This window comes from Marinobacter sp. M1C, from assembly GCF_023314135.1.
Lineage (GTDB): Bacteria > Pseudomonadota > Gammaproteobacteria > Pseudomonadales > Oleiphilaceae > Marinobacter.
Genome location: NZ_CP092289.1, coordinates 3,046,317 through 3,070,226, shown reverse-complemented (window position 1 = coordinate 3,070,226; position 23,910 = coordinate 3,046,317). Strand labels below are relative to the sequence as shown.

Here is a 23,910-nt window from a genome sequence, read left to right as displayed (position 1 = left end):
GCATCGGTGCTATATCAGGATCGGGTTTCAGTCATGTCTCAGAAAAATGTTCCAGCCTATCAACGTACCTGCGAGCAAAGCGGTCGCGAGCTTGAAGCAAACTGGGTTGCCGGTTGGGATCCACAGCCGTTGCAAACTGGTGACTGGGTGTTGCGAGTAAGCGGCGATATGGTGCTGAAGCCCGCCAATGGGTGGTTGCAGGCGGTGGCCGCCGATGAGGTCGCTTCGCTGTCCGCCAGTGCGGTTTCGTTGGGTCAGTTCCAGGGCCAGCCGCTGTTCGTGGTCAATCAGACAGACGGCGCCCTGGCGGGCCTGGAGCCCTTGTTGTTGCGCGACGTAATTTTGCACACCGATGACGCCCCGGTAGCGCTGGTCAGCATCGCGGTGCAGCTAGCGCATTGGTGGCGCGATCACCGGTTCTGCGGACGCTGTGGCACGGCCACCGTCATTCACGCCCGCGAGCGCGCATGCTGGTGCCAAAGGTGTGAAATACCCTGGTATCCGCGGGTTGCTCCCTGCGTGATTGTGGTTATCCGCCGCGGCGAGCGCATGCTGCTGGCACGTTCGTCCCGCACGCGCAGGCCCATGTACAGCCTGATTGCGGGCTTCGTTGAGCCCGGCGAAAGCCTGGAGCAAGCGGTGGCCCGCGAGGTCAAGGAAGAGACCGGTTTGCAGGTGTCCAATATACGCTATCGATTGTCACAGCCCTGGCCGTTTCCCCATCAACTGATGGCCGGTTTTTTTGCTGACTATGAAAGTGGCGAACTGGTTTTGCAGCAGGATGAGCTGGCAGACGCAGGCTGGTTTGTGCCAAATCACACGCCACCCATACCGCCATTAACCACCATTTCCGGGCAGCTGATTCATGATATGTCTGAGGAAATTCTGGCGGACATTGCGGGCAGGGCGAATCGGTGAACGAAGCGTCGCCCCCCAGTGTACTGGTGTTTGATTCTGGTGTAGGCGGGCTCAGCGTTGCGGCCAGCATTCGACGCCTGTGCCCGCAATTGCCTCTGGTGTATCTGGCGGACAACGCAGGGTTTCCCTATGGCGACAAACCCGAAGCGGAGGTCATAAGGCGCACCTGCAATCTGGTAACCAGCGCCCTGTCGCAGTTTGATTGCCAGATTGTGGTTATAGCCTGCAACACTGCCAGCACAGTGGCATTGCCCGCGTTGCGCCAATGTGTATCGCAGGCGGTTGTGGGTGTGGTGCCAGCCATCAAACCAGCGGTGGCGATCAGTGTCAATCGTCGTATCGGGATACTGGCTACGCCGGCCACTGTGGCAAGGCCGTATCTGGACCAGCTGATTGCGGATTACGCAGCTGACTGCCAAGTGTGTCGTATTGGGCACCCAAATCTGGTGCATTGGGCGGAAGGGCTGGCGCGGGGCGAGCCCTTGCCGCACGCAGAGCTGGCTGAGGTTCTGGCTCCGTTTGAGCTCGCAGGGGTAGACACGGTGGTACTGGGTTGCACGCATTATCCACTGCTGCTGCCTGCCTTGAAGCAGGCAGCGCCCGGTGTGCAGTTTTGGGTCGACAGTGGTGATGCCATCGCGCGCAGGGTAGAGCAGTTGCTCGTCTCCTTAAAATCAGCGCACCCGCAAGCGCTCACATTGAAGTTGCAGTCGGGCATGCCGTCAGCGCCTTTGCAGCAGGCGCTGTTCAGCGCGTCGGCGCCCCCCGGAATAGAGTATTTTATGACCGGCCTGGGCCTTGCTCCCAGTGCTATAGTGGGTTCTTGGGACCAGATTTAAAGCCTCGCAATTTGTCGCCTTAATGGTGCCATTTTTTGCAACTTTGCCACACGTTCACGTTAAATAGTACGTTCGTCTAATTCAACAAAAGGCCATCGGCGTGGTGAACTGTAGTGAACTATGGGTATCCCGATGGCGGGCCGTTAGGTTCGCTCGCTCTGAATTTCAAAACCATAATGACAATAGACCAGGAAAAAGGGGAGCAACATGACTGATAAACAGGTGTATCCGGTAACCCCGGAAGTGGCAAAACACGCGTTGATTAATAAAGACCAGTACCAGGCGATGTACAAGCAGTCCATCGAGAACCCGGATCAGTTCTGGGCCGAGCATGGCAAGCGCGTAGACTGGATCACGCCGTTTACCAAAGTCAAAAACACCACTTACGATTATAATGCGCTGTCTATTAAATGGTTTGAAGATGGCGAACTGAACGCGTCTGCCAACTGCCTGGACCGCCATCTGGAAAACCGTGGCGACCAGACCGCCATCATTTTTGAAGGCGATGACCCGTCGGACTCCCGCAATGTCAGCTACCGCGAACTGCACGAGCAAGTGTGCAAATTTGCCAACGTGCTGAAAAGCCAGGGTGTTAAAAAAGGCGATGTTGTCACCATTTACATGCCGATGATCGTCGAAACCGCCGTGGTTATGTTGGCGTGTACCCGTATTGGCGCCATCCATTCGGTGGTCTTTGGCGGCTTTTCACCAGAAGCAGTTGCCTCCCGAGTGGTTAACGGCAAATCCAGCATCGTGATTACCGCCGATGAAGGCCTTCGCGCCGGCCGCAAAATCCCGCTTAAAAAGAACGTCGACGCAGCGCTTAAAAACGACGGTCGCCACACGGTAAAAACCGTTATTGTGGTCACTCGTACCGGCGGTGATATTGCTTGGACAGAAGGCCGCGACCAGCGCTACGAAGACTTGATGGGCAATGCGTCGGCAGACTGCAAGCCCGAACCCATGAACGCCGAAGACCCGCTGTTCATGCTGTACACCTCCGGTTCCACCGGCGAGCCCAAAGGCGTGTTGCACACCACCGGTGGCTACCTGGTGTACGCCTCCATGACTCACCAATACATTTTTGATTATCACGATGGTGATGTGTACTGGTGCACCGCCGACTTCGGTTGGGTGACTGGGCACAGTTATATTCTATATGGCCCCTTGGTCAACGGTGCCACTACGCTGCTGTTTGAGGGTGTGCCCAACTACCCGGACAGCTCGCGCATGGGCCAGGTGGTCGACAAACACAAGGTGAACATCCTGTACACCGCGCCCACAGCAATCCGGTCACTCATGGCTCAGGGCGAAAGCTGCATGGATGGCACTACCCGTAACAGCCTGCGAATTCTGGGCTCGGTCGGTGAACCCATTAATCCTGAAGCCTGGGAGTGGTACCACCGGGTGATGGGTCATGGCAAATGCCCGATTGTAGATACCTGGTGGCAAACCGAAACTGGCGGCATCCTGATTTCACCTCTACCGGGCGCTACCGATTTGAAACCGGGTTCTGCGACCGTGCCATTCTTTGGTGTGCAGCCTGCCCTGGTAGACGCCGAAGGCACGTTGCTGGAAGGCGTAGCCGAAGGCAATCTGGTGATTATGGACAGCTGGCCCGGGCAGATGCGTACCATTTATGGCGACCATGAACGTTTCATTGAGACCTACTTCAGCGCTTACAAAGGCATGTACTTCACCGGTGACGGTGCCCGCCGTGACGCCGATGGTGACTACTGGATTACCGGCAGGGTTGACGACGTGCTGAACGTATCTGGCCACCGCCTGGGAACCGCTGAGGTAGAAAGTGCGATGGTGTCTCATCCGAAAGTAGCGGAAGCGGCGGTGGTAGGTTACCCCCACGACATCAAAGGGCAGGGCATTTACGTGTATGTGACGTTGATGCAGGGCGAAGAGCCGACCGACGAGTTGAAAAAAGAGCTGGTACAGTGGGTGCGCAAGGAAATTGGCCCTATTGCCTCTCCGGACGTGATTCAGTGGGCAACGGGCTTGCCAAAAACCCGATCAGGCAAGATCATGCGCCGCATTTTGCGTAAAATTGCTGCCAACGAGTACGATCAATTGGGCGACACGTCCACACTGGCGGACCCAAGCGTTGTTGACGATCTGATCAGCAGCCGTCAGTTAAAGTAGCCGTCATTCAAAGCAATCGCTCGGCAAGCGCCGGCACCGTCAAGGATACCGTGAAATGGCACAAACAATAATTGTCGCGGACGATCACCCGCTGTTTCGGGCAGCATTGAAACAGGCGGTAAACCAGGCAGTACCCGATGCTCTTACCGTAGAGGTCGACAGCATCAAGGCGCTGCAAGCGGCGATAGAGGCTCACCCGGATGCCGATCTGGTGTTACTGGATCTGAACATGCCAGGTGCTCACGGCTTCTCTGGGTTGGTGTTCATGCGCGGGCAGTATCCTGGCTTGCCGGTGGTGGTGGTGTCGGGTTCGGAGCAGTTGCAGGTAGTGCGCCGTTCAATAGACTATGGTGCGTCTGGCTTCATTCCGAAATCGGCGCCGCTGCCGACCATCACCAAGGCCATTCAGGACGTACTGCAGGGTGATGTATGGTTGCCTGAGGGCGCCGCGGACAAAATCGAACGCATGCATTCAGATGCCACCGATTTTTCCGAGAAACTGGCGTCACTCACACCACAGCAGTTTCGTGTGTTGGGCATGCTGGCCGAAGGATTGTTGAACAAGCAGATCGCTTACGATCTGGAAGTGTCTGAAGCTACTATTAAAGCCCACATTACCGCGGTTTTCCGAAAATTGGGTGTGCGCAACCGTACTCAAGCCGTGATTGCCATCCAACAAATGGAAATTGATCCGGCGGTGCAGTCGCTTTCAGGCAGCTAACCTAAACCGTACAACAAAAAGCCGACGTGCTGTCAAAGCCGTCGGCTTTTTTGTTTCTTTCTGTTTTTGTTCGGCGCCGTATTTTCAGCCTTTGGCGGCGTAGCCCAACCCTTTGTCAACGCGATTGAACACCTCTTTATTCTGGTGCCAGCGATCAAAGTTCTGCAGGAACTGATCCACTAGAGCCCGCCGCCAGCCAATAAAATCGCCGGCCATATGGGCCGTCATGACTACGTTTTCCCGATCCCACAGCGGATGGTCGGCCGGCAGCGGTTCTTCTTCAAACACGTCTAACGCTGCACCGGCAATCTGACCCTGTTCCAAGGCGGCGATCAGGTCATCGGTTTTAACAATCGGGCCGCGACCAATGTTGATCAGGCGTGCGTCCTTACGCATTGCAGCAAAGGCGGCGCTGTCAAAAAGGCCCTCTGTCTGGGGTGTTAGTGGTGCCGCAATGACCACGTAATCGGCTTTGCCAAGTTGCTCGTGGAGCTGGTCGTTGGCGTGTACCGCAACGAAGTCTGCATCTTGCGGGCGGGCGCTGCGGGCGATGCCATGGGGGTTCATGCCAATGGCCTTCGTTAGGCGGGCAATTTGTCGACCGATGGAGCCGGCACCCACCACCAGCACGTGTTTACCTTCTACTCTTTCTGTGTCGCGGTGCTGCCAGCGATGCGCTGACTGAAATCGCAACGATGCCGGGAAGTCTTTGGCAAACATGAGAATGGTGCACAATACATACTCGGCAATCGTGCGATCGAAAATGCCGCGGGCGTTGGTGACCATCACCTTGCTGCTCACCAGCGCCGGAAACATAAGCGCATCCACGCCGGCGCTGGTGGCGTGAATCCAACGCAGCTCATCGGCGCAGGGCCAGGCGGCTTCCAGCGCTTCTGTACGAAAATCAGTGACCAGCAGCACCGAGGTACCGGGCAAGGTATTTTTCAGGGTTTTTTCGTCCCAGGCGTGACGTATTTCTACTCGCGACCGCAAAGCATGCAACCCCTCGGGTTGCGGATCACCGGGGGCAGTCAGAATGGTAATCACCGGTTTTTTCTGTGTGGCCATAAGTGTTTTTCCCTTGAACCCTGGAGCGTGAATGGATTAACGAGTGTGCTTACAGTCTGGACAGCACATGGGCTGGGGTCAACCTGCATATGCGTGCTTGTAGAGCCTGCGTAACGAGACTAACCTGCAGTCACAGCGGAACTTTTCCGTCTCATGTCGTCGCAGCTTGCAGGAGTTAATTTATGGTGGCGTCCGCCAATCACGAAAGCAGCCAGGCCAAAAGCAGAACCGTCAAGTACCGCAAAACCAAAGCCAGCTGGAACCCTGCTATGCAGGCGGTTCCCATACCCGGTATTCGTCGCATGGTGAATCTGGCGGCTACCATGAAGGACGTGATTCATCTGTCCATTGGTCAGCCAGATCTACCCACGCCCAAACACATTATTGACGCCTACGTGGATGCGCTTCACGCTGGCCAAACCGGCTATACCATGGATGCGGGCCTACCAGAATTGGTAATAGCGCTGCGCGACTATTACAGCAAACGTTACAACCGCAAGCTTACGCGCGACAACATCCTGGTAACCAATGGTGCCACCGAGGCGATGTACCTGGCCATAGCGGCAACCGCTGCACCCGGGCGCCAGTTTCTGGTTACAGATCCGTCTTTTTTGCTGTATGCGCCGCTGATCCGTATGAACGGTGGCGAGGTGAAATATGTGCCTACTCACGTGGAAAACAACCACCAGTTAGATCCAAACGACGTTATCCGAGCGATTGGGCCGCGCACCTTCGCGCTGGTTTTGAATAATCCGAATAACCCCACCGGAGCGGTGTATCCGCGTTCAACCGTGGAAGCCATTCTAGAGGAGTGTGCTTACCGCGGAGTTCAGGTATACGCCGACGAGGTGTACGATCATCTGATTTTTGATGACGATGAATTTGCCAGTGTTTTAACCTGCGCGGTTGATCTGGACAACATCATGTGTATCAGCAGTTTCTCCAAAACTTACAGCATGGCGGGCCTGAGAATTGGCTGGGTGATTTCCAGCCAAGCGGCCATCAAATCGCTGCGGCGCTATCATATGTTTACTACGTCAGTGGCGAACACGCCGGCTCAGTTCGCCGGTGTCGCGGCACTGAACGGCGACCAGCAATGCGTTCACGACATGGTGGATATTTATCGCGAGCGCCGCGACAGAGTTGTGGACTTGATTGCGCAAACCCCTCACCTGAGTGGCTACAAACCGGGCGGTGCGTTCTTCGCGTTTCCAGACTTGCCCCCCCATGTGGATGGCACGGACCTGGCGCTGCGGATGTTGAAAGAAACGGGCGTGTGCGTGGTACCGGGAGACTCCTTTGGTGAGGGCTGCACCAATGCCCTGCGTTTCAGTTTTTCCACCACCTGCGAGAGACTGGATGCAGCGTTTGACCGCATCATTCCGTGGATGGCCAAGCAGAATTTATAATCAATCTGATAATGGCCAGCCAATAAGGCCAAGCGGGCCTTGCCCGCTTGGCAGCCGTGGGTCAGGATAGAGCCCGAACCCACGGAGGCAATGCTGATGATCGGAATTTTGAACACCCCACGCTGGTTGTGTATTGTCCTGCTGGCCGTTCTGGCCAGCGGTTGCGCCAGCCTTTCTCCCTACGCGGTTTCCGAAGGTGAGCTTGAGCGCCACCTGCAGGATGCTGTGCGCGACTACGATCGTAAGCAGTTGCAGAGTGGTTCGCCATTAAGCCTGAGCTTGAATGACGCGGATATTACCCTTGGCCCGGACGGTCGTGATGTGGCCGTCATAGGGTTGAAGGGGCAAGTAGCCCTCAACGTGTTGATGGCAAAACTGCCGGTGGATATCTCGTTGAAGCTGGAAGGTGCTCCGGTTTATGACAGTGCTGAAAAGGCGGTGTATCTTCGCCGTTTACAGCTATTGGAGAGCAGCGTTGAATCACCACTGTTCCGCGGTGATCTTAAGCCCGTGACCGACACGGTTATGCGGGTAGTGGCGCAAATGCTGGAAACCATGCCGATATATCGCTTAGACGATAGCAGCATGGCCCAGCGTATGTTTGGCATGGTGCCTATGGATATCCGCGTAGCGCCAGGCCGGCTTGAGTTTGTTATGGCCGACTAGGCGCAGCGGTGTTTATTTTCAGGTCAGGCGTTTAACCGTGCACAAACGGCTGCGCCGATCTCGGCGGTTGATCGTCGCTTGCCGCCGTGCTTTGCCAGATCTGCGGCTGTGGCTTCAAACAGGGCATGGCCTGCCGCGGCCATAGCCGGATCTTTGTGGGCTAACCATTCCAGCATGCGCGCGGTGGTAAATAACATCGCTGTGGGGTCCGCAAGGCCTTGACCAGCAATATCCGGCGCGCTGCCATGGGTGGGCTCAAACATTGACGGCATGGTTGGGTCTGTGGGGTTCAGGTTGCAGGATGGTGCCACCCCCAAGCCGCCGGACAGCACCGCAGCCAGATCGGTTAAAATATCGCCCTGCAGATTGCTGGCCACCACCACATCAAATGCCCATGGGCTCTGCACGAACTTCATGCAGGCGGCATCCACCAGCTCATGATGGGTTGCCACATCTGGGTATTCCAGGCTCATGCGCTCAAACACTTCGGTATAAAGATCACCCCAGTAACGCAAGGCGTTGCGTTTGGTTACGAGGCAAACCTGGCTTTCACAGACGCGGCCATCTAATGTCTGAAACTGGCGTGTCTCGTCGTGTTGCTTGCGGTGAACGGCTCGGGCTCGGGCCTGCTCGAAGCCGTAACGAATGATGCGTTCGCTGGCGAAATGGGTAAATACTTCAATCTGGGTAGCCACTTCATGGGGCGTACCCTGGCGCAGACGCCCGCCCTGGCTGACGTATTCTCCCTCTGAGTTTTCCCGAATGACCAGCATGTCGATATCGCGTGCGCGATCGTCCGCCAGGTACTGGCGAGCGCCGGGCAGCAAGCGCGCGGGCCGCTCGCACGCCCACTGGTCAAAGCCCTTACGGATCTGCAGCAAGGGCGCCAGCGACACGCTGTCAGACAACAGATAACGATTGCGATCGGTCACCGGGCCAGGGTCGCCCAAGGCACCCAGCAAAATGGCATCAAAAGCGCGCAATTGCTCCAGAGCGTCAGCAGGCATGGATTCGCCGTGTTGCTGATGCCAATGGTGTGAGGGCCAGGGGAACTGGTGCCAGCCCAGATCCAGTTTGTAGCGTTGGCGTAGTAACTCAAGACATTGAACGGCTTGATTGACCACTTCCGGGCCAATACCGTCGCCGGGTGTGATAGCGATGTTGGTTGTAGCAGACATTCAAACTCCTTGGCCGGTAAACAAAAAAAGCGCTACGTTAGCGTCGTTGTGATGAGTGTAGCTGTGATGGCAGCCAATGCCACTGGCTGATTCGATGAGTTGTTTACGGCTAAGTTGGTAATGTGTCGTAATCCTACATAAATATACGCAGAAAGGGTTACGCAGAGAGGGTAATGACGTTGTCTGAAAAACGACATGAAAAAAACCGGTGTGACGAATGTGGCTGTGACGAAGGTTTGGATGTCGCTTTTTCATTCGCGCATCAGCTTGGTGATTGCCAGTCCGCCGAACTTGATTGAGCTGGATATGACTCTGTTGCGTGGTATTGAGCGTAATAATAACCAACAGGCAGTGGTTAACGGTATGCTGGTCATGTCGGACCAGCGGGTTAGCCAAGTGATCGCCTAGGGCGTGGAAATCATGGAGGAATATCGCTGGCTTCGGCAGCAGGGCATCCCTCGATTTCAGGGCTACTTATTCGCCCGGCCAGGCTTTGAAGAACTGCCGGAACCCTTTTTTCCGGAGGAGTAATTCGCTCAAAATTACGCCTGTGCACTGCACAAGCGTGTTGTTCATTTCTTTCTACCAAGGCAGGTGTGTGTGTTTTATCGTATTTTGACCGTTATTGGTGGTGCCGTTTTTGTGGCCATTTTGTTCGCTCTGGTTTGGCTATTTTGCCGACTGTTTTTGCAGCGTCAGGGTGTTACCGAACAATTGCAGGAGCGCGCCAACAATTTGGCCACCTGGACCTTTGTGGGTATCAGTGTGGGCCTGGTGTTCGCCATTGTGGGCGCTTTTGTATTAGGGCCTTGGGCGTTTTACCGGACCCTGCAAGGGTATGATCTGGCCGTGGACTCGGGTAAGGCAATTTGGTGGGGGTTTGCGATTGTGGTTGCCTCATTGGGCATTACCGCAGCCGGTTTCTTCGGTTTTCTGGGATTGGTCGGCGCCTATTAAGGCTGGTCACATATCAGTTTATGGCGAAACCACACCAGTGCGGGTTCTTGCTCATAGGCTTTGTGCCAGTACAAATGAACATTCACCGGCGGCAGTGGGGCTGGCGTTGGCATAACGGCAAGGTCGTGGTGGCTGGCCAGTAGTCGCGCGTAAGACGCCGGCATGGTCAGCAACAGTTCGGTGTTGGCGACCACCCGGCAGGCTGCAAAATAGTGCTGACAGCGCAAGCGTATATCCCGCTGCAGTCCCAGTCTTGACAACTCGAAATCCTCCACTCCTGAACCTGTGGCCCGCGACGACACCAGTACGTGCTGTGCTTGCAGGTACGCTTCCAAATAACGCTCAGTCGATAACTCGTCACTGGTCCCGGTTGGCGCCATAGTCACCCACGGGTGGTCTTTGCGCGCCAGAACCACCAGCGGGTCCTGGTGCAACCATTGGTGGCCGGTGTGTTCGCTCACCGGTAGTAGCACGTCAATCGCAAAGTCCAGCTTTCCGGCCGCCAGTTGGCTTTCCATTTCCCGGCGCGCCACTCTTTGGCTAACAATGTCCAAATCCGGGTAAGGCGCCAGCTGCGCCATCAGCTGGGGCAAAAATGTCGATTCCAAAATGTCGCGCAGCGCCAACGAAAACGTCTTCCGCTGATGTGTCGGGTCAAAGCTATGGAACTGAGCGACGGCGCTGTGTATCTGGTTGAGCCCTGGCCGCATGGTTTCTACAAACCGGGTGGCCAGCGGCGTAGGTACCATGCGATTGCCTTGGCGGCTGAACAGTGGGTCATTAAACCAGGCCCGCAACCGCGCCAGCGAGTGGCTGAGCGCTGGCTGGGTCAAGTGCAGGGTCTTGGCGGCGCGGGTCAGACTGCCCTCGCGATAAATAGTGTCAAAAACCTGAAGCAGATTCAGGTCTGGCCGGTTTGCCGCCATGTTTTTCATTCCCGAGGTGCGCTGTGATATCAATTTTACTAATGGTAAAGGATAAGAATAATTCAGTCGCGTAATACTTTGCCTGTGCCTACACTTAAACCAGTCGCAAACCGCGGGTGTCAGTAGCGCTCAATCAGCGTAGGAGGTGAAACAATGGATTTTTCAATTTCAGCCAAGGGACAGGATTATCTGGAGCGGGTAAAACGCTTCATGGCCAACGAGATTGTTCCGGTAGAAGCACAGTACCACCGGGAGTTGGCGGCGCTGGATAACCGTTGGGTGGTGCTGCCCGTTATCCGTGAACTGAAGGCCAAAGCCCGTGAGCAAGGCCTGTGGAATCTGTTTTTTCCTGATGACACCTACGGTTGTGGCCTGCTGAATTCCGACTACGCGCTGATTGCCGAAGAGACCGGTCGCAGCTTTATTGCGCCGGAGATCTTCAACTGCAACGCGCCAGACACCGGCAACATGGAGGTGCTGATCCATTACGGTTCAGATCAGCAGAAAGCAGAATGGCTGCCGCGTTTGCTGAGTGGTGAAGTTCGCTCGGCCTTTTGTATGACCGAACCCGACGTGGCCTCGTCAGACGCGACGACTATGGCGGCCACCGCTACGGTGGACGGCGATGAGGTGGTTCTGAACGGGCGTAAGTGGTGGAGCACAGGTGTGGGCCATCCGGACTGCAAGGTCGCCATTTTTATGGGCGTAACCGCTACGGATGCTGCCAAGCACCGTCGCCATTCGATGGTGTTGGTGCCGATGGATGCGCCGGGTGTCAGCATTGAACGCATGTTGCCGGTATTTGGTGCCTATGATGAGCCCTACGGCCATGGCGTGGTGGCGTTTGATAACGTGCGGCTGCCGGTTTCGGCGTTTATTGCCGGGCCTGGCCGTGGTTTTGAGGTTGCTCAGGGCCGTTTGGGGCCGGGGCGGGTGCACCACTGTATGCGTGCGATTGGGGCTGCTGAACGGGCGCTGGAACTGCTGATTAAGCGTGCGGTATCCCGTGAGGCCTTTGGTCGGCCGTTGGCTAAACTGGGGGGCAATGTGGACAAAATTGCCAATGCGCGTATGGCCATCGAGCAGGCGCGTTTGTTGACGTTGAAGTGCGCCTGGGCCTTGGATACCAAGGGCATTACCGGGGCCTTGCAGGAGGTGTCTATGATCAAGGCGCTGGTGCCGCAGATGCTGCAGACGATTGTGGATGACGCTATTCAGATTCACGGTGGGGCTGGTGTGAGTGATGATGATTTTCCGCTGACGGCGTTGTTTGCGTATGCGCGGGTGTTGCGTTTGGCGGATGGGCCGGATGAGGTGCATCGGGCTATGGTGGCTCGGCTTGAGTTGCGCAAATATAAATAAAGTTCGGAGTTTACGTCGGGAGCAGGCTGCTCTCCAGCTTAGGTGAATGTTAGGCCGTGTTTTCACACATCAGGACATAACTATGACAAAAAGAGTGTTTGTTACCGGTGGGGCCAGTGGATTAGGTCGAGCGATTGCGCTGCGGTATGCACGTGAGGGCGCGCAGGTGTGTATTGGCGATGTGAACCCACAGCAGGGCGTGTTGGTGGAGTTGGAGATTAATAAGGCTGGGGGTGAAGGCTATTATGTGGATTGCGATGTTCGTCGGCTGAAGGATCTAGAGCGGGTTCGGGATGATCTGGCCGCGCGTTGGGGCGGGGTGGATATTGTGGTGAATAACGCCGGTGTGGCGTCGGCCGGGTCTATTGAAGACACGCCGATGGCGGACTGGGAGTGGATTCTGGACATTAATGTGCTGGGTGTGGTGCGCGGGTGTAAGGCGTTTACACCGATGTTCAAACAGCAGGGCGCGGGTGCGTTTGTGAATATTGCTTCTATGGCGGGGTTGATGCTGGCGCCGATGATGGACAGTTACAACGTGTCCAAGGCAGGTGTTATTGCTCTATCGGAAACCATGAGCCAGGAGCTGCGCGAGAACGGTATTCATGTGAGCTGTGTGTGCCCGGCGTTTTTTCAGACCAATCTGACCGAAGGTATGCGTTCGGTGATTCCCGGTATTCAGGGCAATGTCGCCAAGTTGATGAAGCGCTCCACGATTTCTGCGGAAGACGTGGCCGATGATATTTTTCGGGCGGTTCAAAGCAACACGTTCTGGGTTCTGCCCCACGTTAAGGAGCGTCGTATGTGGGTGCTCAAGCGCCATGCCCCCTGGGCTTTTGATTGGCTGATGCATCAGGGCAGTAAGAGCTGGATTAAAAAGATGAGTGCGAAGCCCAAATCCTGAAGGTGCCGGCACGGTCGAATTTTGTAAAACGGGAGTGGATATAATGAGTCAGGTTGATCAGGCGGTGGCGGTGCGCGATGGCGAGGAGCTGGATGCCTCGGCGGTCGATCGCTTTATGAAGCAGGCGGTGGCTAATCTGCAGGGCGAGCCGGTGATTCGCCAGTATCCCGGTGGTGCTTCAAATCTGACGTATCAGGTTGATTACGGCTCGCGTTCGTTTGTGCTGCGCCGGCCGCCGTTTGGAAAAATTGCCCGTTCAGCCCACGATATGCTGCGCGAAGCCCGTGTGATGGCGGCGCTCAAGCCAGTTTACGGTTATGTGCCAGAAATTGTTGCCACCTGCGATGATCACAGCGTTCTGGGCTGTGATTTTTACGTGATGCAGCGCCTTGAAGGCGTAATTCTACGCCAGGATTTCCCGGCGGATCTGATCATGCCAGCAGAAGACGTTCGCACACTTTGCACGAACGTGATCGATAAGCTGGTTGAGCTGCACAAGGTGGATGCCGAAGCTGCGGGCCTGAATCATTTGGGCAAAGGTGGCGGTTATGTGCAGCGCCAGATTCGTGGCTGGAGCGAGCGCTTTTTAAAAGCCCGTACCGATGACGTCGGCGACTTTGCCACGGTAATGCAGTGGCTGAACGACAAGATGCCAGACGATGTCGCCCAAGTGGTCATCCACAACGATTACCGTTTCGACAACGTGGTGCTGAATCCCGACAACCCGTTCGAGGTGATTGGGGTGCTGGATTGGGAAATGGCGACCATTGGCGATCCGTTGATGGATTTGGGCAACAGTCTGGCCTATTGGATACAGGCGGATGACGAGGCGCCCTTTAAGATGTTGCGGCGCCAGCCAACTCATCGGCCGGGCATGCTGACTCGCGACGAGGTCGTCACTTACTATGCTCAACAATCAGGGCGACAGATCGATAACTTTGATTTTTACGAGGTTTACGGCCTGTTTCGTCTGGCGGTGATTGTTCAGCAGATCTACACCCGCTATTACCATGGCCAGACCGCAGACAAGCGCTTTGCGATGTTTGGCCAGGCCGCCAATTATTTACAAATGCGCTGTGAGAAGCTGATTTCAAAGAGCAGCCTGTAATGGCAACGATCTATCTGGTGCGCCATGGCCAGGCTAGCTTTGGCGCTGAAGATTACGATCGCCTTTCGCAAATCGGCTGGCAGCAGGGGCGGGTGCTGGGGCGCGCACTGAGGTGTTCGCAAGCGGCGACAGCAAAGCCGCTTGCGGTTTTTGGCGGCACGTTGCGGCGCCATCGGGAAACTGTGGAGGCTATGGCTCGCGGTTTTGGTGACGGCCTGCCAGCTATGCAGGTGGCGTCCGGTTTTGATGAGTTTGACCATGTGGCGCTGATTCACCGCCACCGGCCCCAGTGGCAGGACCATAGCGTGATGGCGCGGGATCTGGCTGCGTCCATCGCGCCGGCCAAGACGTTTCAAGTGGAATTTGTAGTGGCGGTCCAGCGCTGGGCCAGTGGCGGCTTTGATCACGAATACGCGGAAAGCTGGCCCGGGTTCAAGGCACGGGTTTTGGCAGCGTTGGACGAGGCAGTCAGCTGCGCTGCGGGTAAAGATCTGTTGGTTGCAACCTCAGGTGGCCCCATCGCAGTGATAGTGCAAGCGCTGCTTGATCTGAGCGATGAACGCACTCTGGACTTGAACAGCATGATCGCCAACACCAGCGTTACCCGAGTGCTCTATCGTAGCCGCGGGCGCCATAGCCACAGTCGTCGCAGTTTGGCGGTGTTCAACAATTACAGTCACCTGGAGGCGGAAGACCCCGCCCTGATAACCTTTCGCTAACAATTTCGCCAAAAACTTCGCTAAAAACAGGGAAATCCATGAGCACTAATCTGTTTGATCTGAAGGGGAAAATCGCGTTAATCACCGGTGCTAGCCGCGGTATTGGCGAGAGCATTGCTCGCATATTAGCCGCCCAAGGCGCCCACGTGATTGTCAGCAGTCGCAAACTGGACGGCTGCGAGGCGGTGGCCAGCAGTATTCGCAGCGCTGGCGGCAGCGCCGAGGCCTTCGCCTGCCATATTGGCGAGATGGACCAGATTGACGCGGTTTGGGAACATATCGCACAAAAGCACGGCAAGCTGGACATTCTGGTGAACAACGCTGCTACCAACCCCTATTTTGGGCCGGTAGAAGACACCGATATGGCCGCCTTCAATAAAACCGTGGATGTGAATATTCGCGGTTACTTTTTTATGTGCGCCAAGGGTGCGCAGTTGATGAAAAAACACGGCAGCGGAGCCATTGTGAATGTGGCGTCAGTGAACGGCGTTAACCCCGGCCATTTCCAGGGTATTTATTCCATTACCAAGGCCGCAGTGATTTCCATGACCAAGTCTTTCGCCATGGAGTTGGGGCCCAAGAACATTCGAGTAAACGCACTTTTACCTGGGCTGACCGATACAAAATTTGCCAGCGCGCTGACCAGCAACGAAGCGATCAAGAAACAAGCGATGGCGCACATACCGATGAAGCGGGTAGCCAGTCCGGACGAAATGGCGGGCACAGTGCTGTATTTGGTATCGGCCGCGTCCAGTTACACCACCGGTGCTTGTGTGAACGTTGACGGTGGCTATTTGACCATTTGAATTGGCGCGAATGGCACAGCCTCAGGCTGTAGGCAGCGGGCAGGTGAGTGCGTCAACGTCGCTCTTCAGCTCAGTAGCCTTGGCTCTGACCTGTTCCAGGGCAGGTTCGCCACCCATTGCTAGCAGGTCGCTTAACAGCGTTGCCATCGCGTTTTTGCTTTGTGCCATGGTCTGCTGGTAATCCAGCCCACGTGCCTGCTCGGGGTTTTGCAACAAATCGGAGATAACGCTGGCGAATTCCGCCTGCTGGCGCTGTTGCAGGGCTGCCAGAAACGCTTGCTGCCAGCGTTCTCGACCTTCAAGCCAGATGTCGGTTTGGCCGGCTTGGGCTGCAGACCAGCGCTGAATGCGGAAATACTGATCATCACTGAAGTTGCCCAGCCACGATTCAAGACGTTCCGCGGTTCGTTCGGCGCGAGCCGAGGCAGTGGCTTCCGGCGAGCGCTTCAGCAAGTCCTGCTCCAGCTCTTGCTGGCGGTCGGCCATATTAGCTGCCAATTCCCGAACCTGCTCGTCACTCAATGTTTTAAGAAAGGCCACTACCATGGGTGTCGCTTTTTCGGTGAGTGCTGGCAGCAAGCCAAGCAGTTGCTCCTGGTGGAACTCCATACGCGTTGAATCCGTCAGTACAGCTGTATTTGCATCGGCTATAACGGTGCTTAACCAGCGTTCGTAACGGGGCAGCTCCTGACTGCAATGCCATTGCCGAAAATCGCGAACGCCTTGTTCAAGGGCTTGCTGTTGGGTGCCGGTGAGTGATACATAGTCTTCCATCCACCACACCGTGCCCCAGTCTGCGTAACGGTAAGCCAGCCTGGCAGAGCTACAGCCGACAATGGCCAACGCCAGCACCAGCGTGAGTGCCAAGCGCAGTAAGGTGGCGGGTGAAATGCGTTGTGATCGGGGGAATGCCAACATCAAAAGCTACCTAAAAGATCGCTTACTTATTACTATGCGTATGGCACTGGAATACGCTACAGCCGTTTCTACGTTTATGACAGCCGCTTGATTTCAGACGTTACAGGAATGTTCATGTCCCGCTTCAAATCTACCCGAGTGCGCCAGCTAATTTTTGGCTTTTATATGTCCTGCATGATGTCATTACTGATGTCTGGGGTCATTACCGTTATGAACACCGGGCTGGATACGCAGTTCGTATTTCGCTGGTTACGTGCGTTTCTTGTAGCGTGGGCCGTCGCTTTTCCGCTGGTAACGTTTATAGCTCCCATTGCGGGCAAGCTGACCGAGTTCACCCTGCGTCAGATTACCGGTCAAAAACCCGAAAAGCCGCCTGGCCGCTAAGTGCCAGACGGTAGGCTTGCGAATTAGCCAGATGGAACACTAGACCGGTTGCCCATTACTGCAGAATGCCGTTTTCGCTCTGGCCTGCGGATTGTGACAGGGTCGTCGGCACTGGCGGTTTGTGATGCAGTGAATATAAAATGCGGTCGAGCACTGCTTGGCCGTTCCAGGCAGGGTTGTGATTAACCATGCCGACCACGGCCCAGGTGGTGTTGTTCTCGTCACGAGTAAAACCGGCAATGGAGCGCACATTTTCCAGGTAACCGGTTTTGATCCTGCCCTCGCCCTTCATACCCGTGTTCCGCAGCCTGCGGGCCATAGTGCCATCCATCGCAATCAATGGCATGGACGCCATCAAGTCCGCTGCATAGCGGCTGTTCCAGGCATTTCTCAGAATGTCCACGCCTTGGCGTGCGCTGATGCGACCATGTCGGGTCAAACCGGCCCCGTTGTCGATCACCATACCGGTGGTGTTAATACCGTTATCTTCCAGCCAGCTGTAAATGGCACGAATGCCAGTTACCCGGTCATCGTTGTCAGCAGCTGCGCGTTTTTCTGCGCCAATACCCAGTAGTAGCTGACGCGCCATCACGTTACTGCTCCATTTATTGATGTCGCGCACCATGGTTACCAGATCTGGCGATGTGGTGCGCATAACCAGTTTGGCGTTCTCAGGCGTAATGCCTACGCTGTTGATGCCGCTGATTTCCACACCCATTTCTGCCAGTAGCGAGCGAATCAAGGAAGCGCTATAGCGCTCATGGGATTGCAGAGACAAGTAGCGTGTGGTTCGACAGCCTTTGGGCAACGTGCCTTTAACCGTCACAGTCACGCTTTGGTCGCTGTGAAAAACCGGCGTCCAAGTGAATGAACCGCGGCCCGGGCAGTTGCCTTCGGCCGAGCTGATCACCTGGTTGTCGATCACCACCTCAGCCAGGTTCGGGGTGCTCCATGCGCGGGTGCCGCGTTCGTCTGAACGAACCTCCAGCTGGCTCAGATTGAGGTTGGTCAAATACGGAGAGGGTTCCACCAGAAACGGGGCGTAGGGGTTGCTGCCGTTATCGTGAAAAGGTGGAAAACCGCCGTCAATCTGGAAATAGCTGCCGTCTAGAATCAGGTCGCCGTTGACTCTGGTGATGCCCATGTCCCGCAGTTCTCTTAGCGTTGACCACAAGCGCTCGAAGGTCAGTTTCGGGTCGCCGCCGAAGCGCACATACAAGTTGCCATTGAGCGTGCTGTCGGACATGTCACCGTTGGTGAGAAAATCCGTGTCCCAAGTGTAGTTGGGACCGAGGATCTCCAAAGCGGCGTAGGTGGTCAGGACTTTCATGATGGAGCCAGGGCTCATTAGGGTGTCGGCATTAATAAACTGCTCTACACCCGGCCCGTTCATAGGCATCGCCGCCATGCTCAAGGCGCTGTCGCTGTTCAGTGATTTGCTGGCATAGGCCCTCATGGTGCCGTTCCATGCACCTGCCTGTGCCATCGCGCTTTGGCCATTCGCATCTGCGGCCAGTGCCTGAGTCCCCGGCCATGCCAGCAGTACGGCTAAGGCCAATCCTCGTAGGCGGCGAGCCGGAGCCGGCAGGGCAGTAAACGCGTTCACAGTGGGAAACGAGCAGTGCATAATAGGGTCCGAAGTGCCATAGCGGGAGTTGCTTGTTGATTAAACTTTCGACACGTTAAACAGTAGCCTATTTTCCCCACAGCTACCATTCACAAAGCTCGGCAAAACATTAAATATTATTTCTAGCTCGTTATTTTTTTTATAAAAGGACATCGAATGAACAACACTTTGACGCACACATTTAGCGTTCTTGGTGCGGTTACGACATTTCTACCAAAAGTCTTTTGTACCAGGCCTTCAGTGTGCTCACTGAGGATGTTGTGCAGCGACTCGATGATGAGAGGTTTTTATTAATGGCGTACAGCGGCCAATGTCTTTGCGGCGATATCCAGTTCCAGTATGACGGCCCTCTGGGCCCGGTGGTCTTGTGCCACTGCAAACAGTGTCAGCGGGCGCACGGGAGTGCGTTTTCTGCCAGCGCGCCGGCACAGGCAATTCACATGCAGTGGTTGACCGGCGTAGACCAACTAAAAGAATACGCTTCCAGCCCGGGCAAATACCGCGGTTTTTGTGGCCGCTGCGGCTCTCAGCTGTATAGCAGGGTAGACGCCATTCCCGCCATTTTGCGGCTGCGGGTAGGCGCGCTGGAAAAGCCGCTGGGTAAAGGTGCGGCCCAACACGTGTATGTAGCCGCGCAGTCAGACTGGTTTCAGATCACCGATTCGCTGCCACAGTTTGATAAAACGGAGCGCACGAACGACCCCCACTGAGCTGCACGGTCAATTTTCCGGGGCAATCCTGACAAATGCATTGTAAATAATAATCGTTCGTATTAAATTGTTTGTGTGGCGCTGTGCTGATACTTGTGAAAGCGCATCGGTGGGAAATGCCACCACAAGGCAGTTTAATGCTGGCCATTGTTTTATTGGGATACATCTGAAATCAGGGAAGTGCTATGACGCCGGAACAGGAATTGATGGGTGGGCTGAAAATTGCCGGAACTGCGGGTTTGTTTATCTGCCTTGTGCTGACCGCGCTGGCTCTGACCGGTCAAGTTCCTTTATAAAAGCGATTTATCACGTTAACACTCAGATCAAGTGCCGCTCGGTGCGACTGGGTCGGGGGTGATTCTGCTATAATGCGCACCCTATCCAATCACCGAGGAAACCTGCCATGTCACAGTTGCCACCTTGTCCCCAATGCGCCTCTGAATTTACCTACGAAGACGGCGCCCAACTGGTGTGTCCCGAGTGCGGCCACGAGTGGAGCGAAACTGAGGTCGCCGCCGCAGAATCAGAGAAAGTGATCCGTGATGCTAACGGCAATGAACTGCAAGACGGCGACAGTGTAACGGTGATCAAAGACCTTAAAGTGAAGGGTTCTTCGCTGGTGGTAAAAGTAGGCACAAAGGTTAAAAGTATAAGGTTGGTGGATGGTGATCACGACATTGATTGCAAAGTAGACGGTATTGGGCCGATGAAACTGAAGTCGGAGTTCGTCAAGAAAGTCTGATGCGAGGTATGTGCTCCAGGTTGTGAAAATCTGGGATGTAGCTGTTAATATGCGAATTAAAATCAAGGAATATTCGCAGATGGCGAACCCCGAATGATTATCGTGAAAAGATCGCAAAACCTGCAATCCCAGCGGACGCTCTTTCTTTGGCATTATTAAAACGCAATTTATGGACACTCTTTCTGCTGACGCTGACAGCGGGAAGCGCGATTCTGGTTTTGCTTCTGTTGTCATCCTGGCAATCGATTGTTGCCGAGCAAAAATCAGTCCATAGCACGCGGGTGGCATTGGTGGCGCAGTCTATGGACAGCGTTTTGCGTACCCAAGAGCTATTGCTGACGGTTGTGGGTCGCGAAATTCTTCGCGCTGGCGATCTGCCACAAACACCCCAGCACTCACCTGAACTGGACAGCATCCTGCTGGAAAATCCTGTTGCTACTGGCTTGGGAATGGCCAGTGCAGACGGACAGTTAATGCTGGTTAGCTCTAATCTGGATCTGGATTTGTTGCCGAACCTACGGCGATTCGAAACCTCGCGAGACAGTTTTCAAGAAGCTGTGGCAACCGACACCATGGTATTGGGGCGCACTTATTTTATGAGCGCCATGAACAAGTGGGTAATTCCGGTGCGCAAAGCGCTGCGTAACCCACAGGGTGAGGTGGTTGCGGTCATGACGGCTGGGCTTCGCATTGACGGCCGCGCCGGTGTCCTGAGCAACTCCTTACACAGCGGCGCATACGATCGAGTCACGTTGACGCGGGCATCAGACGGCTATGTGCAGTTTATTTCAGAGCAAGGCATGGGTCCGGAGCAGTATTCCAAACTCCGTTATCAGGGCCAAACGCCTGTGGGCCAAATTCCTCAGTCGGAGAATCTGTCCCCGGCAGACACGCAGCAGTCAGATACACCCTATACCTACCGCATTCATCGTGATCAGAAAAACTATCTGGGAGCTGCCCAATTCAACAGTCGGTTCCAAATGTGGGTGATGTCTGAAACCCTGATGCGCCCGTTGTGGGTGACGTTTTTCAAAACCGCACTGTTATACGTCAGCATTTTCCTAGGCAGTTTTCTGGCTTTGTTTATCATGTTTCGTATTATCGCGGTAGCCGAAGCCAAGCGCCTTAAAGAGTTGATGTACCTGTCGCGGCACGATGAATTGACCGGAGTGAACAATCGTTCGGGGCTGAGCGTGACAATCGGCAGCCTGCTGCGGCGCAAACAGGGCTTCATGGTGGCTGTCGTCAATATCGACCACTTTCGCGGGGTTAATGACCGTTTTGGGCAGGAATACGGTGACCAGGTGCTCTGCGCATTTGCACGCAGGTTGCGCAGTGTGGTCGGCGAGAAAGACGTGGTTGCCCGTCTGGGCGCCGATGAATTTGTTTTACTGATTAAGGCGGTGAATTTACAGGCGCTTGAGAGTCATGCGCGTCAACTAAGCCACCAACTGGACAAACCGCTGGAGCTGAAACAGTTTCCCTTGCAGTTGGGTGTCAGCATCGGTGTAGCGGTGTATCCCCGTGATGGCGATTCGGTGAATACGCTTTTACGCAGCGCGCACTTGGCTCTGTATCAGGCCAAGAAGAGCCGTAATGACTGGTGTCTCTATCGGGAAGAACTAGAGCAGGCCTACATCCGCCGAGTGCAGGTTGAACAACGCTTGCGCAAAGCGCTGAACCTTGGGCAGCTGACCATGGTGTTTCAGCCCCAGGTTGATCACGTCAAAGTTGTTTATGGCTACGAAGCGCTGGTGCGCTGGAACGATGAGGAACTCGGCCAGGTCGGCCCTGATGAATTTGTCGAGGTTGCCGAGTCCAGCGGCCTTATGCCGGCGTTGGGCCGGTTTGTTATGGAAGCCAGCGTTCGCGAGTTTTCCGAGTTTGTGGGTGTCCAAGGTGAAATGCGGAAACTGGCGGTGAACATATCGGTATTGCAATTTTTGCAGCCGGGTTTTGCCAATGATGTTCTGTCTTTGCTATCGCGATACGCGCTGTCGCCCAAGCAGTTGGTGTTGGAAATTACCGAAAGCCTGTTTATTTCGAATTTTGACGATGTTCTGGCGGTACTCAACGAATTGCGTAAACAGGGTGTGCGGGTATCAATGGACGATTTTGGTACCGGTTATTCGTCCCTAAGCTTGCTGAGAACTCTGCCGCTTGACGAGCTGAAAATCGACAAGAGCTTCATCGACGGTCTGCTAAATGATCACAAAGCCCAAAACATGGTCGCCAGCATTATCAGTATTGCCCGCAGTCATCAGCTTGAACTGGTTGCCGAAGGCGTAGAAACCGAAGGCCAATACCTGGCGTTAATGACAATGGGTTGCAAATTGTTTCAGGGCTACTATTTTGGCCGTCCGGCCGCTCTTGCTGTTGAGCCAAAGTCGCCCCACTAATTAGTGTTTCGTCTGGCTGATTTGGCCCAGCGACAATTGGTCGCAGCGTTGCTGTGGCTGTTTGTGGCAGGCTATGCTGAATACTGATTTTGAACTTGCAGGAGCTTTTGATGGAACATTCTTCCTTGATTCGTCGCTTTGCCCGCCATGTAAGTGCTGTCGCTGTTGTTGCCGCGGTCGCGAGTTGCATTCCGCTGACGGCTACGGCCGACACCGCTCCCACTCCCGATGTTAGCGGGGTTATGGTGGAGCACGGTTGGAGCCGCCCAACGCCGCCGGGCGTAGCGGTCGGGGTTGGCTACATGGCCATTCACAATCACACTGACGCAGCGGTACGCTTCACCGGCGCCACCAGCGAGGTTGCCACACGGGTTTCAATTCATGAAACTCTCGCAGACAACGGCATGATGCGTATGAAACCGTTACCGGATGGTGTGAGCATAGACTCTGGTCAGAGCGTGGAGTTCAAGCCCCTGAGCTATCACCTGATGCTGGAGGGTTTAAAGCAGCCGCTAAAGGTCGGGCAGAAAATTCCTGTGACCTTTAAGTTTGAGCGCATTCCGGCCCAGAACGCCGTGCTGGAGGTCAGATCGCTGGATAATGCTGGTGAAGACGATGTTGGGATGGACCATTCGACTATGAATCACTCCGCTACAGGCCATTCCAATATGAACCACTCTGATATGAACCACTCCGGTATGGATCATTAATGGCGATTGTGGTGTAAAGCCGATATTCTGCGCAGCCCCTAAAAAACCAAGCTGTTGAAAGGAACCTGCGAGTGCTTGAAAGTTACCTAACCGGTTTGCTGGTGTGTGGCGGTTTAATTATCGCCATTGGCGCTCAAAATGCGTACTTGTTGAGCCAGGCCATTCGCCAAGAGCACCATTGGCCGGTGGCGGCTATTTGTGCCGTGTGTGATGCCTGCCTGTTCACCCTGGGCATGTTCGGCGTTAGCGCGGCGCTGATGGCCGTGCCCCAGGCGTTGGAGTTTTTGCGCTGGCTAGGCGTGATGTTTTTGGGCTGGCTGGCGCTTCAGGCGGCCGTGCGTGTCTTGAGGGGCCGCGCTGCGTTAAAAGTTGGCGCGGCCACTCGAGGCAGTTTGCGCAAGGTGGTATTGACCGCGCTGGCGGTCACTCTTCTAAACCCCCAGGTTTACCTCGACACATTGTTGCTGGTGCCGGCGATTGGTGCCCAGCAAAGCAGCGCCGTGGCTTTTGTGATCGGCGCCAGCACCGCTTCGGTGGTGTGGTTTAGCCTGCTGGCTTGGGGCGGTGCAGCTTTGGCACCCGTGCTGTCGCGGCCACTGGTCTGGCGCGTCATTGACGGCCTGATTGGTTTGATGATGGCGGCGATAGCGTTGCAGTTGGCTCTTAATGGCAGTCTGTAGCGCTC

The 23,910-nt window shown here is 55.3% G+C and carries 24 protein-coding genes; 19 read left to right on the top strand and 5 right to left on the bottom strand.

Translation table 11 applies throughout. The features are described from left to right. The first annotated feature begins 33 nt into the window (after positions 1 to 33). From nudC to MIH19_RS14360, 4 genes are all read left to right on the top strand, one after another. Entirely contained in the window at positions 34 to 918 is an 885-nt protein-coding gene (gene nudC, locus MIH19_RS14375; RefSeq protein WP_249005518.1) for an NAD(+) diphosphatase, read from the top strand. Next, the gene (gene murI / locus MIH19_RS14370) at positions 915 to 1,757 is read left to right on the top strand and encodes a glutamate racemase (protein ID WP_249005517.1); all 843 of its coding nucleotides are present in this window, start codon (positions 915 to 917) and stop codon (positions 1,755 to 1,757) included. The genes nudC and murI overlap by 4 nt, the downstream gene beginning before the upstream one ends. Before the next feature lie 207 nt (positions 1,758 to 1,964). Further along, positions 1,965 to 3,911 (top strand): acetate--CoA ligase, encoded by a 1,947-nt coding sequence (gene acs, locus MIH19_RS14365; protein ID WP_249005516.1) that lies wholly within the window; start codon positions 1,965 to 1,967, stop codon positions 3,909 to 3,911. 55 nt (positions 3,912 to 3,966) lie between these two features. Continuing rightward, positions 3,967 to 4,632 carry a response regulator transcription factor gene (locus MIH19_RS14360; RefSeq protein WP_249005515.1) on the top strand — a complete coding sequence of 222 codons (666 nt, stop codon included), beginning with the start codon at positions 3,967 to 3,969 and terminating at the stop codon, positions 4,630 to 4,632. Positions 4,633 to 4,716: 84 nt separating this feature from the next. Here the strand turns inward: MIH19_RS14360 and MIH19_RS14355 are convergent, their stop codons facing one another. Next, on the bottom strand, positions 4,717 to 5,700 hold the full coding sequence (locus tag MIH19_RS14355; RefSeq protein ID WP_249005514.1) for a D-2-hydroxyacid dehydrogenase: 984 nt from the start codon (positions 5,698 to 5,700) through the stop codon (positions 4,717 to 4,719). 182 nt (positions 5,701 to 5,882) lie between these two features. Between MIH19_RS14355 and MIH19_RS14350 the strand changes: the two genes are divergently transcribed. Continuing rightward, positions 5,883 to 7,109, top strand: coding sequence for a pyridoxal phosphate-dependent aminotransferase (locus MIH19_RS14350; RefSeq protein ID WP_249005513.1), 1,227 nt, complete (start codon positions 5,883 to 5,885; stop codon positions 7,107 to 7,109). A 96-nt stretch (positions 7,110 to 7,205) separates the two neighbouring features. After that, a complete protein-coding gene (locus MIH19_RS14345) occupies positions 7,206 to 7,775 on the top strand; it encodes a DUF1439 domain-containing protein (RefSeq protein ID WP_249005512.1) in 570 nt (189 codons plus the stop codon). A gap of 23 nt (positions 7,776 to 7,798) precedes the next feature. Here the strand turns inward: MIH19_RS14345 and MIH19_RS14340 are convergent, their stop codons facing one another. Then, positions 7,799 to 8,953, bottom strand: coding sequence for an isocitrate/isopropylmalate family dehydrogenase (locus MIH19_RS14340; RefSeq protein WP_249005511.1), 1,155 nt, complete (start codon positions 8,951 to 8,953; stop codon positions 7,799 to 7,801). A 195-nt stretch (positions 8,954 to 9,148) separates the two neighbouring features. On the opposite strand from MIH19_RS14340, the gene MIH19_RS14335 reads away from it, so the two are divergent. Together MIH19_RS14335 and MIH19_RS14330 are read left to right on the top strand one after the other, a co-directional pair. Then, positions 9,149 to 9,361: a hypothetical protein gene (locus MIH19_RS14335; RefSeq protein ID WP_249005510.1), complete on the top strand. Its 213-nt coding sequence runs from the start codon at positions 9,149 to 9,151 to the stop codon at positions 9,359 to 9,361. A gap of 192 nt (positions 9,362 to 9,553) precedes the next feature. After that, entirely contained in the window at positions 9,554 to 9,910 is a 357-nt protein-coding gene (locus MIH19_RS14330) for a hypothetical protein (RefSeq protein WP_018403155.1), read from the top strand. Here the strand turns inward: MIH19_RS14330 and MIH19_RS14325 are convergent. Further along, positions 9,907 to 10,836: a LysR family transcriptional regulator gene (locus MIH19_RS14325; RefSeq protein ID WP_249005509.1), complete on the bottom strand. Its 930-nt coding sequence runs from the start codon at positions 10,834 to 10,836 to the stop codon at positions 9,907 to 9,909. The genes MIH19_RS14330 and MIH19_RS14325 overlap by 4 nt on opposite strands. Before the next feature lie 153 nt (positions 10,837 to 10,989). Between MIH19_RS14325 and MIH19_RS14320 the strand changes: the two genes are divergently transcribed. From MIH19_RS14320 to MIH19_RS14300, 5 genes are all read left to right on the top strand, one after another. Further along, positions 10,990 to 12,198: an acyl-CoA dehydrogenase family protein gene (locus tag MIH19_RS14320; protein WP_249005508.1), complete on the top strand. Its 1,209-nt coding sequence runs from the start codon at positions 10,990 to 10,992 to the stop codon at positions 12,196 to 12,198. An 82-nt stretch (positions 12,199 to 12,280) separates the two neighbouring features. Continuing rightward, positions 12,281 to 13,102, top strand: a complete 822-nt coding sequence (locus MIH19_RS14315; RefSeq protein ID WP_249005507.1) for an SDR family oxidoreductase — start codon at positions 12,281 to 12,283, stop codon at positions 13,100 to 13,102. Between the two features lie 43 nt (positions 13,103 to 13,145). Beyond that, positions 13,146 to 14,210 (top strand): phosphotransferase family protein, encoded by a 1,065-nt coding sequence (locus tag MIH19_RS14310; protein ID WP_249005506.1) that lies wholly within the window; start codon positions 13,146 to 13,148, stop codon positions 14,208 to 14,210. Then, positions 14,210 to 14,929, top strand: coding sequence for a histidine phosphatase family protein (locus MIH19_RS14305; RefSeq protein ID WP_249005505.1), 720 nt, complete (start codon positions 14,210 to 14,212; stop codon positions 14,927 to 14,929). The genes MIH19_RS14310 and MIH19_RS14305 overlap by 1 nt, the downstream gene beginning before the upstream one ends. Positions 14,930 to 14,967: 38 nt before the next feature. Beyond that, positions 14,968 to 15,735, top strand: a complete 768-nt coding sequence (locus MIH19_RS14300; protein WP_249005504.1) for an SDR family oxidoreductase — start codon at positions 14,968 to 14,970, stop codon at positions 15,733 to 15,735. A gap of 21 nt (positions 15,736 to 15,756) precedes the next feature. Here the strand turns inward: MIH19_RS14300 and MIH19_RS14295 are convergent, their stop codons facing one another. Further along, positions 15,757 to 16,653, bottom strand: coding sequence for a DUF6279 family lipoprotein (locus tag MIH19_RS14295; RefSeq protein WP_249005503.1), 897 nt, complete (start codon positions 16,651 to 16,653; stop codon positions 15,757 to 15,759). Between the two features lie 114 nt (positions 16,654 to 16,767). On the opposite strand from MIH19_RS14295, the gene MIH19_RS14290 reads away from it, so the two are divergent. After that, positions 16,768 to 17,037 (top strand): DUF2798 domain-containing protein, encoded by a 270-nt coding sequence (locus MIH19_RS14290; protein WP_249005502.1) that lies wholly within the window; start codon positions 16,768 to 16,770, stop codon positions 17,035 to 17,037. 55 nt (positions 17,038 to 17,092) lie between these two features. On the opposite strand, the gene dacB is transcribed toward MIH19_RS14290, so the two are convergent. Next, positions 17,093 to 18,664 (bottom strand): D-alanyl-D-alanine carboxypeptidase/D-alanyl-D-alanine-endopeptidase, encoded by a 1,572-nt coding sequence (gene dacB / locus MIH19_RS14285; protein ID WP_249005501.1) that lies wholly within the window; start codon positions 18,662 to 18,664, stop codon positions 17,093 to 17,095. A gap of 293 nt (positions 18,665 to 18,957) precedes the next feature. Between dacB and MIH19_RS14280 the strand changes: the two genes are divergently transcribed. From MIH19_RS14280 to MIH19_RS14260, 5 genes are all read left to right on the top strand, one after another. Beyond that, positions 18,958 to 19,374 carry a GFA family protein gene (locus tag MIH19_RS14280; protein ID WP_249005500.1) on the top strand — a complete coding sequence of 139 codons (417 nt, stop codon included), beginning with the start codon at positions 18,958 to 18,960 and terminating at the stop codon, positions 19,372 to 19,374. A 403-nt stretch (positions 19,375 to 19,777) separates the two neighbouring features. Then, positions 19,778 to 20,116, top strand: coding sequence for a zinc ribbon domain-containing protein YjdM (locus tag MIH19_RS14275; RefSeq protein WP_249005499.1), 339 nt, complete (start codon positions 19,778 to 19,780; stop codon positions 20,114 to 20,116). A 146-nt stretch (positions 20,117 to 20,262) separates the two neighbouring features. After that, complete coding sequence (locus MIH19_RS14270; RefSeq protein WP_249005498.1) at positions 20,263 to 22,515, top strand: EAL domain-containing protein; 2,253 nt, start codon at positions 20,263 to 20,265, stop codon at positions 22,513 to 22,515. Positions 22,516 to 22,625: 110 nt separating this feature from the next. Further along, positions 22,626 to 23,225 (top strand): copper chaperone PCu(A)C, encoded by a 600-nt coding sequence (locus MIH19_RS22470; protein ID WP_283164056.1) that lies wholly within the window; start codon positions 22,626 to 22,628, stop codon positions 23,223 to 23,225. Positions 23,226 to 23,296: 71 nt separating this feature from the next. After that, complete coding sequence (locus MIH19_RS14260; protein WP_249005497.1) at positions 23,297 to 23,905, top strand: LysE/ArgO family amino acid transporter; 609 nt, start codon at positions 23,297 to 23,299, stop codon at positions 23,903 to 23,905. Positions 23,906 to 23,910: the final 5 nt, after the last annotated feature.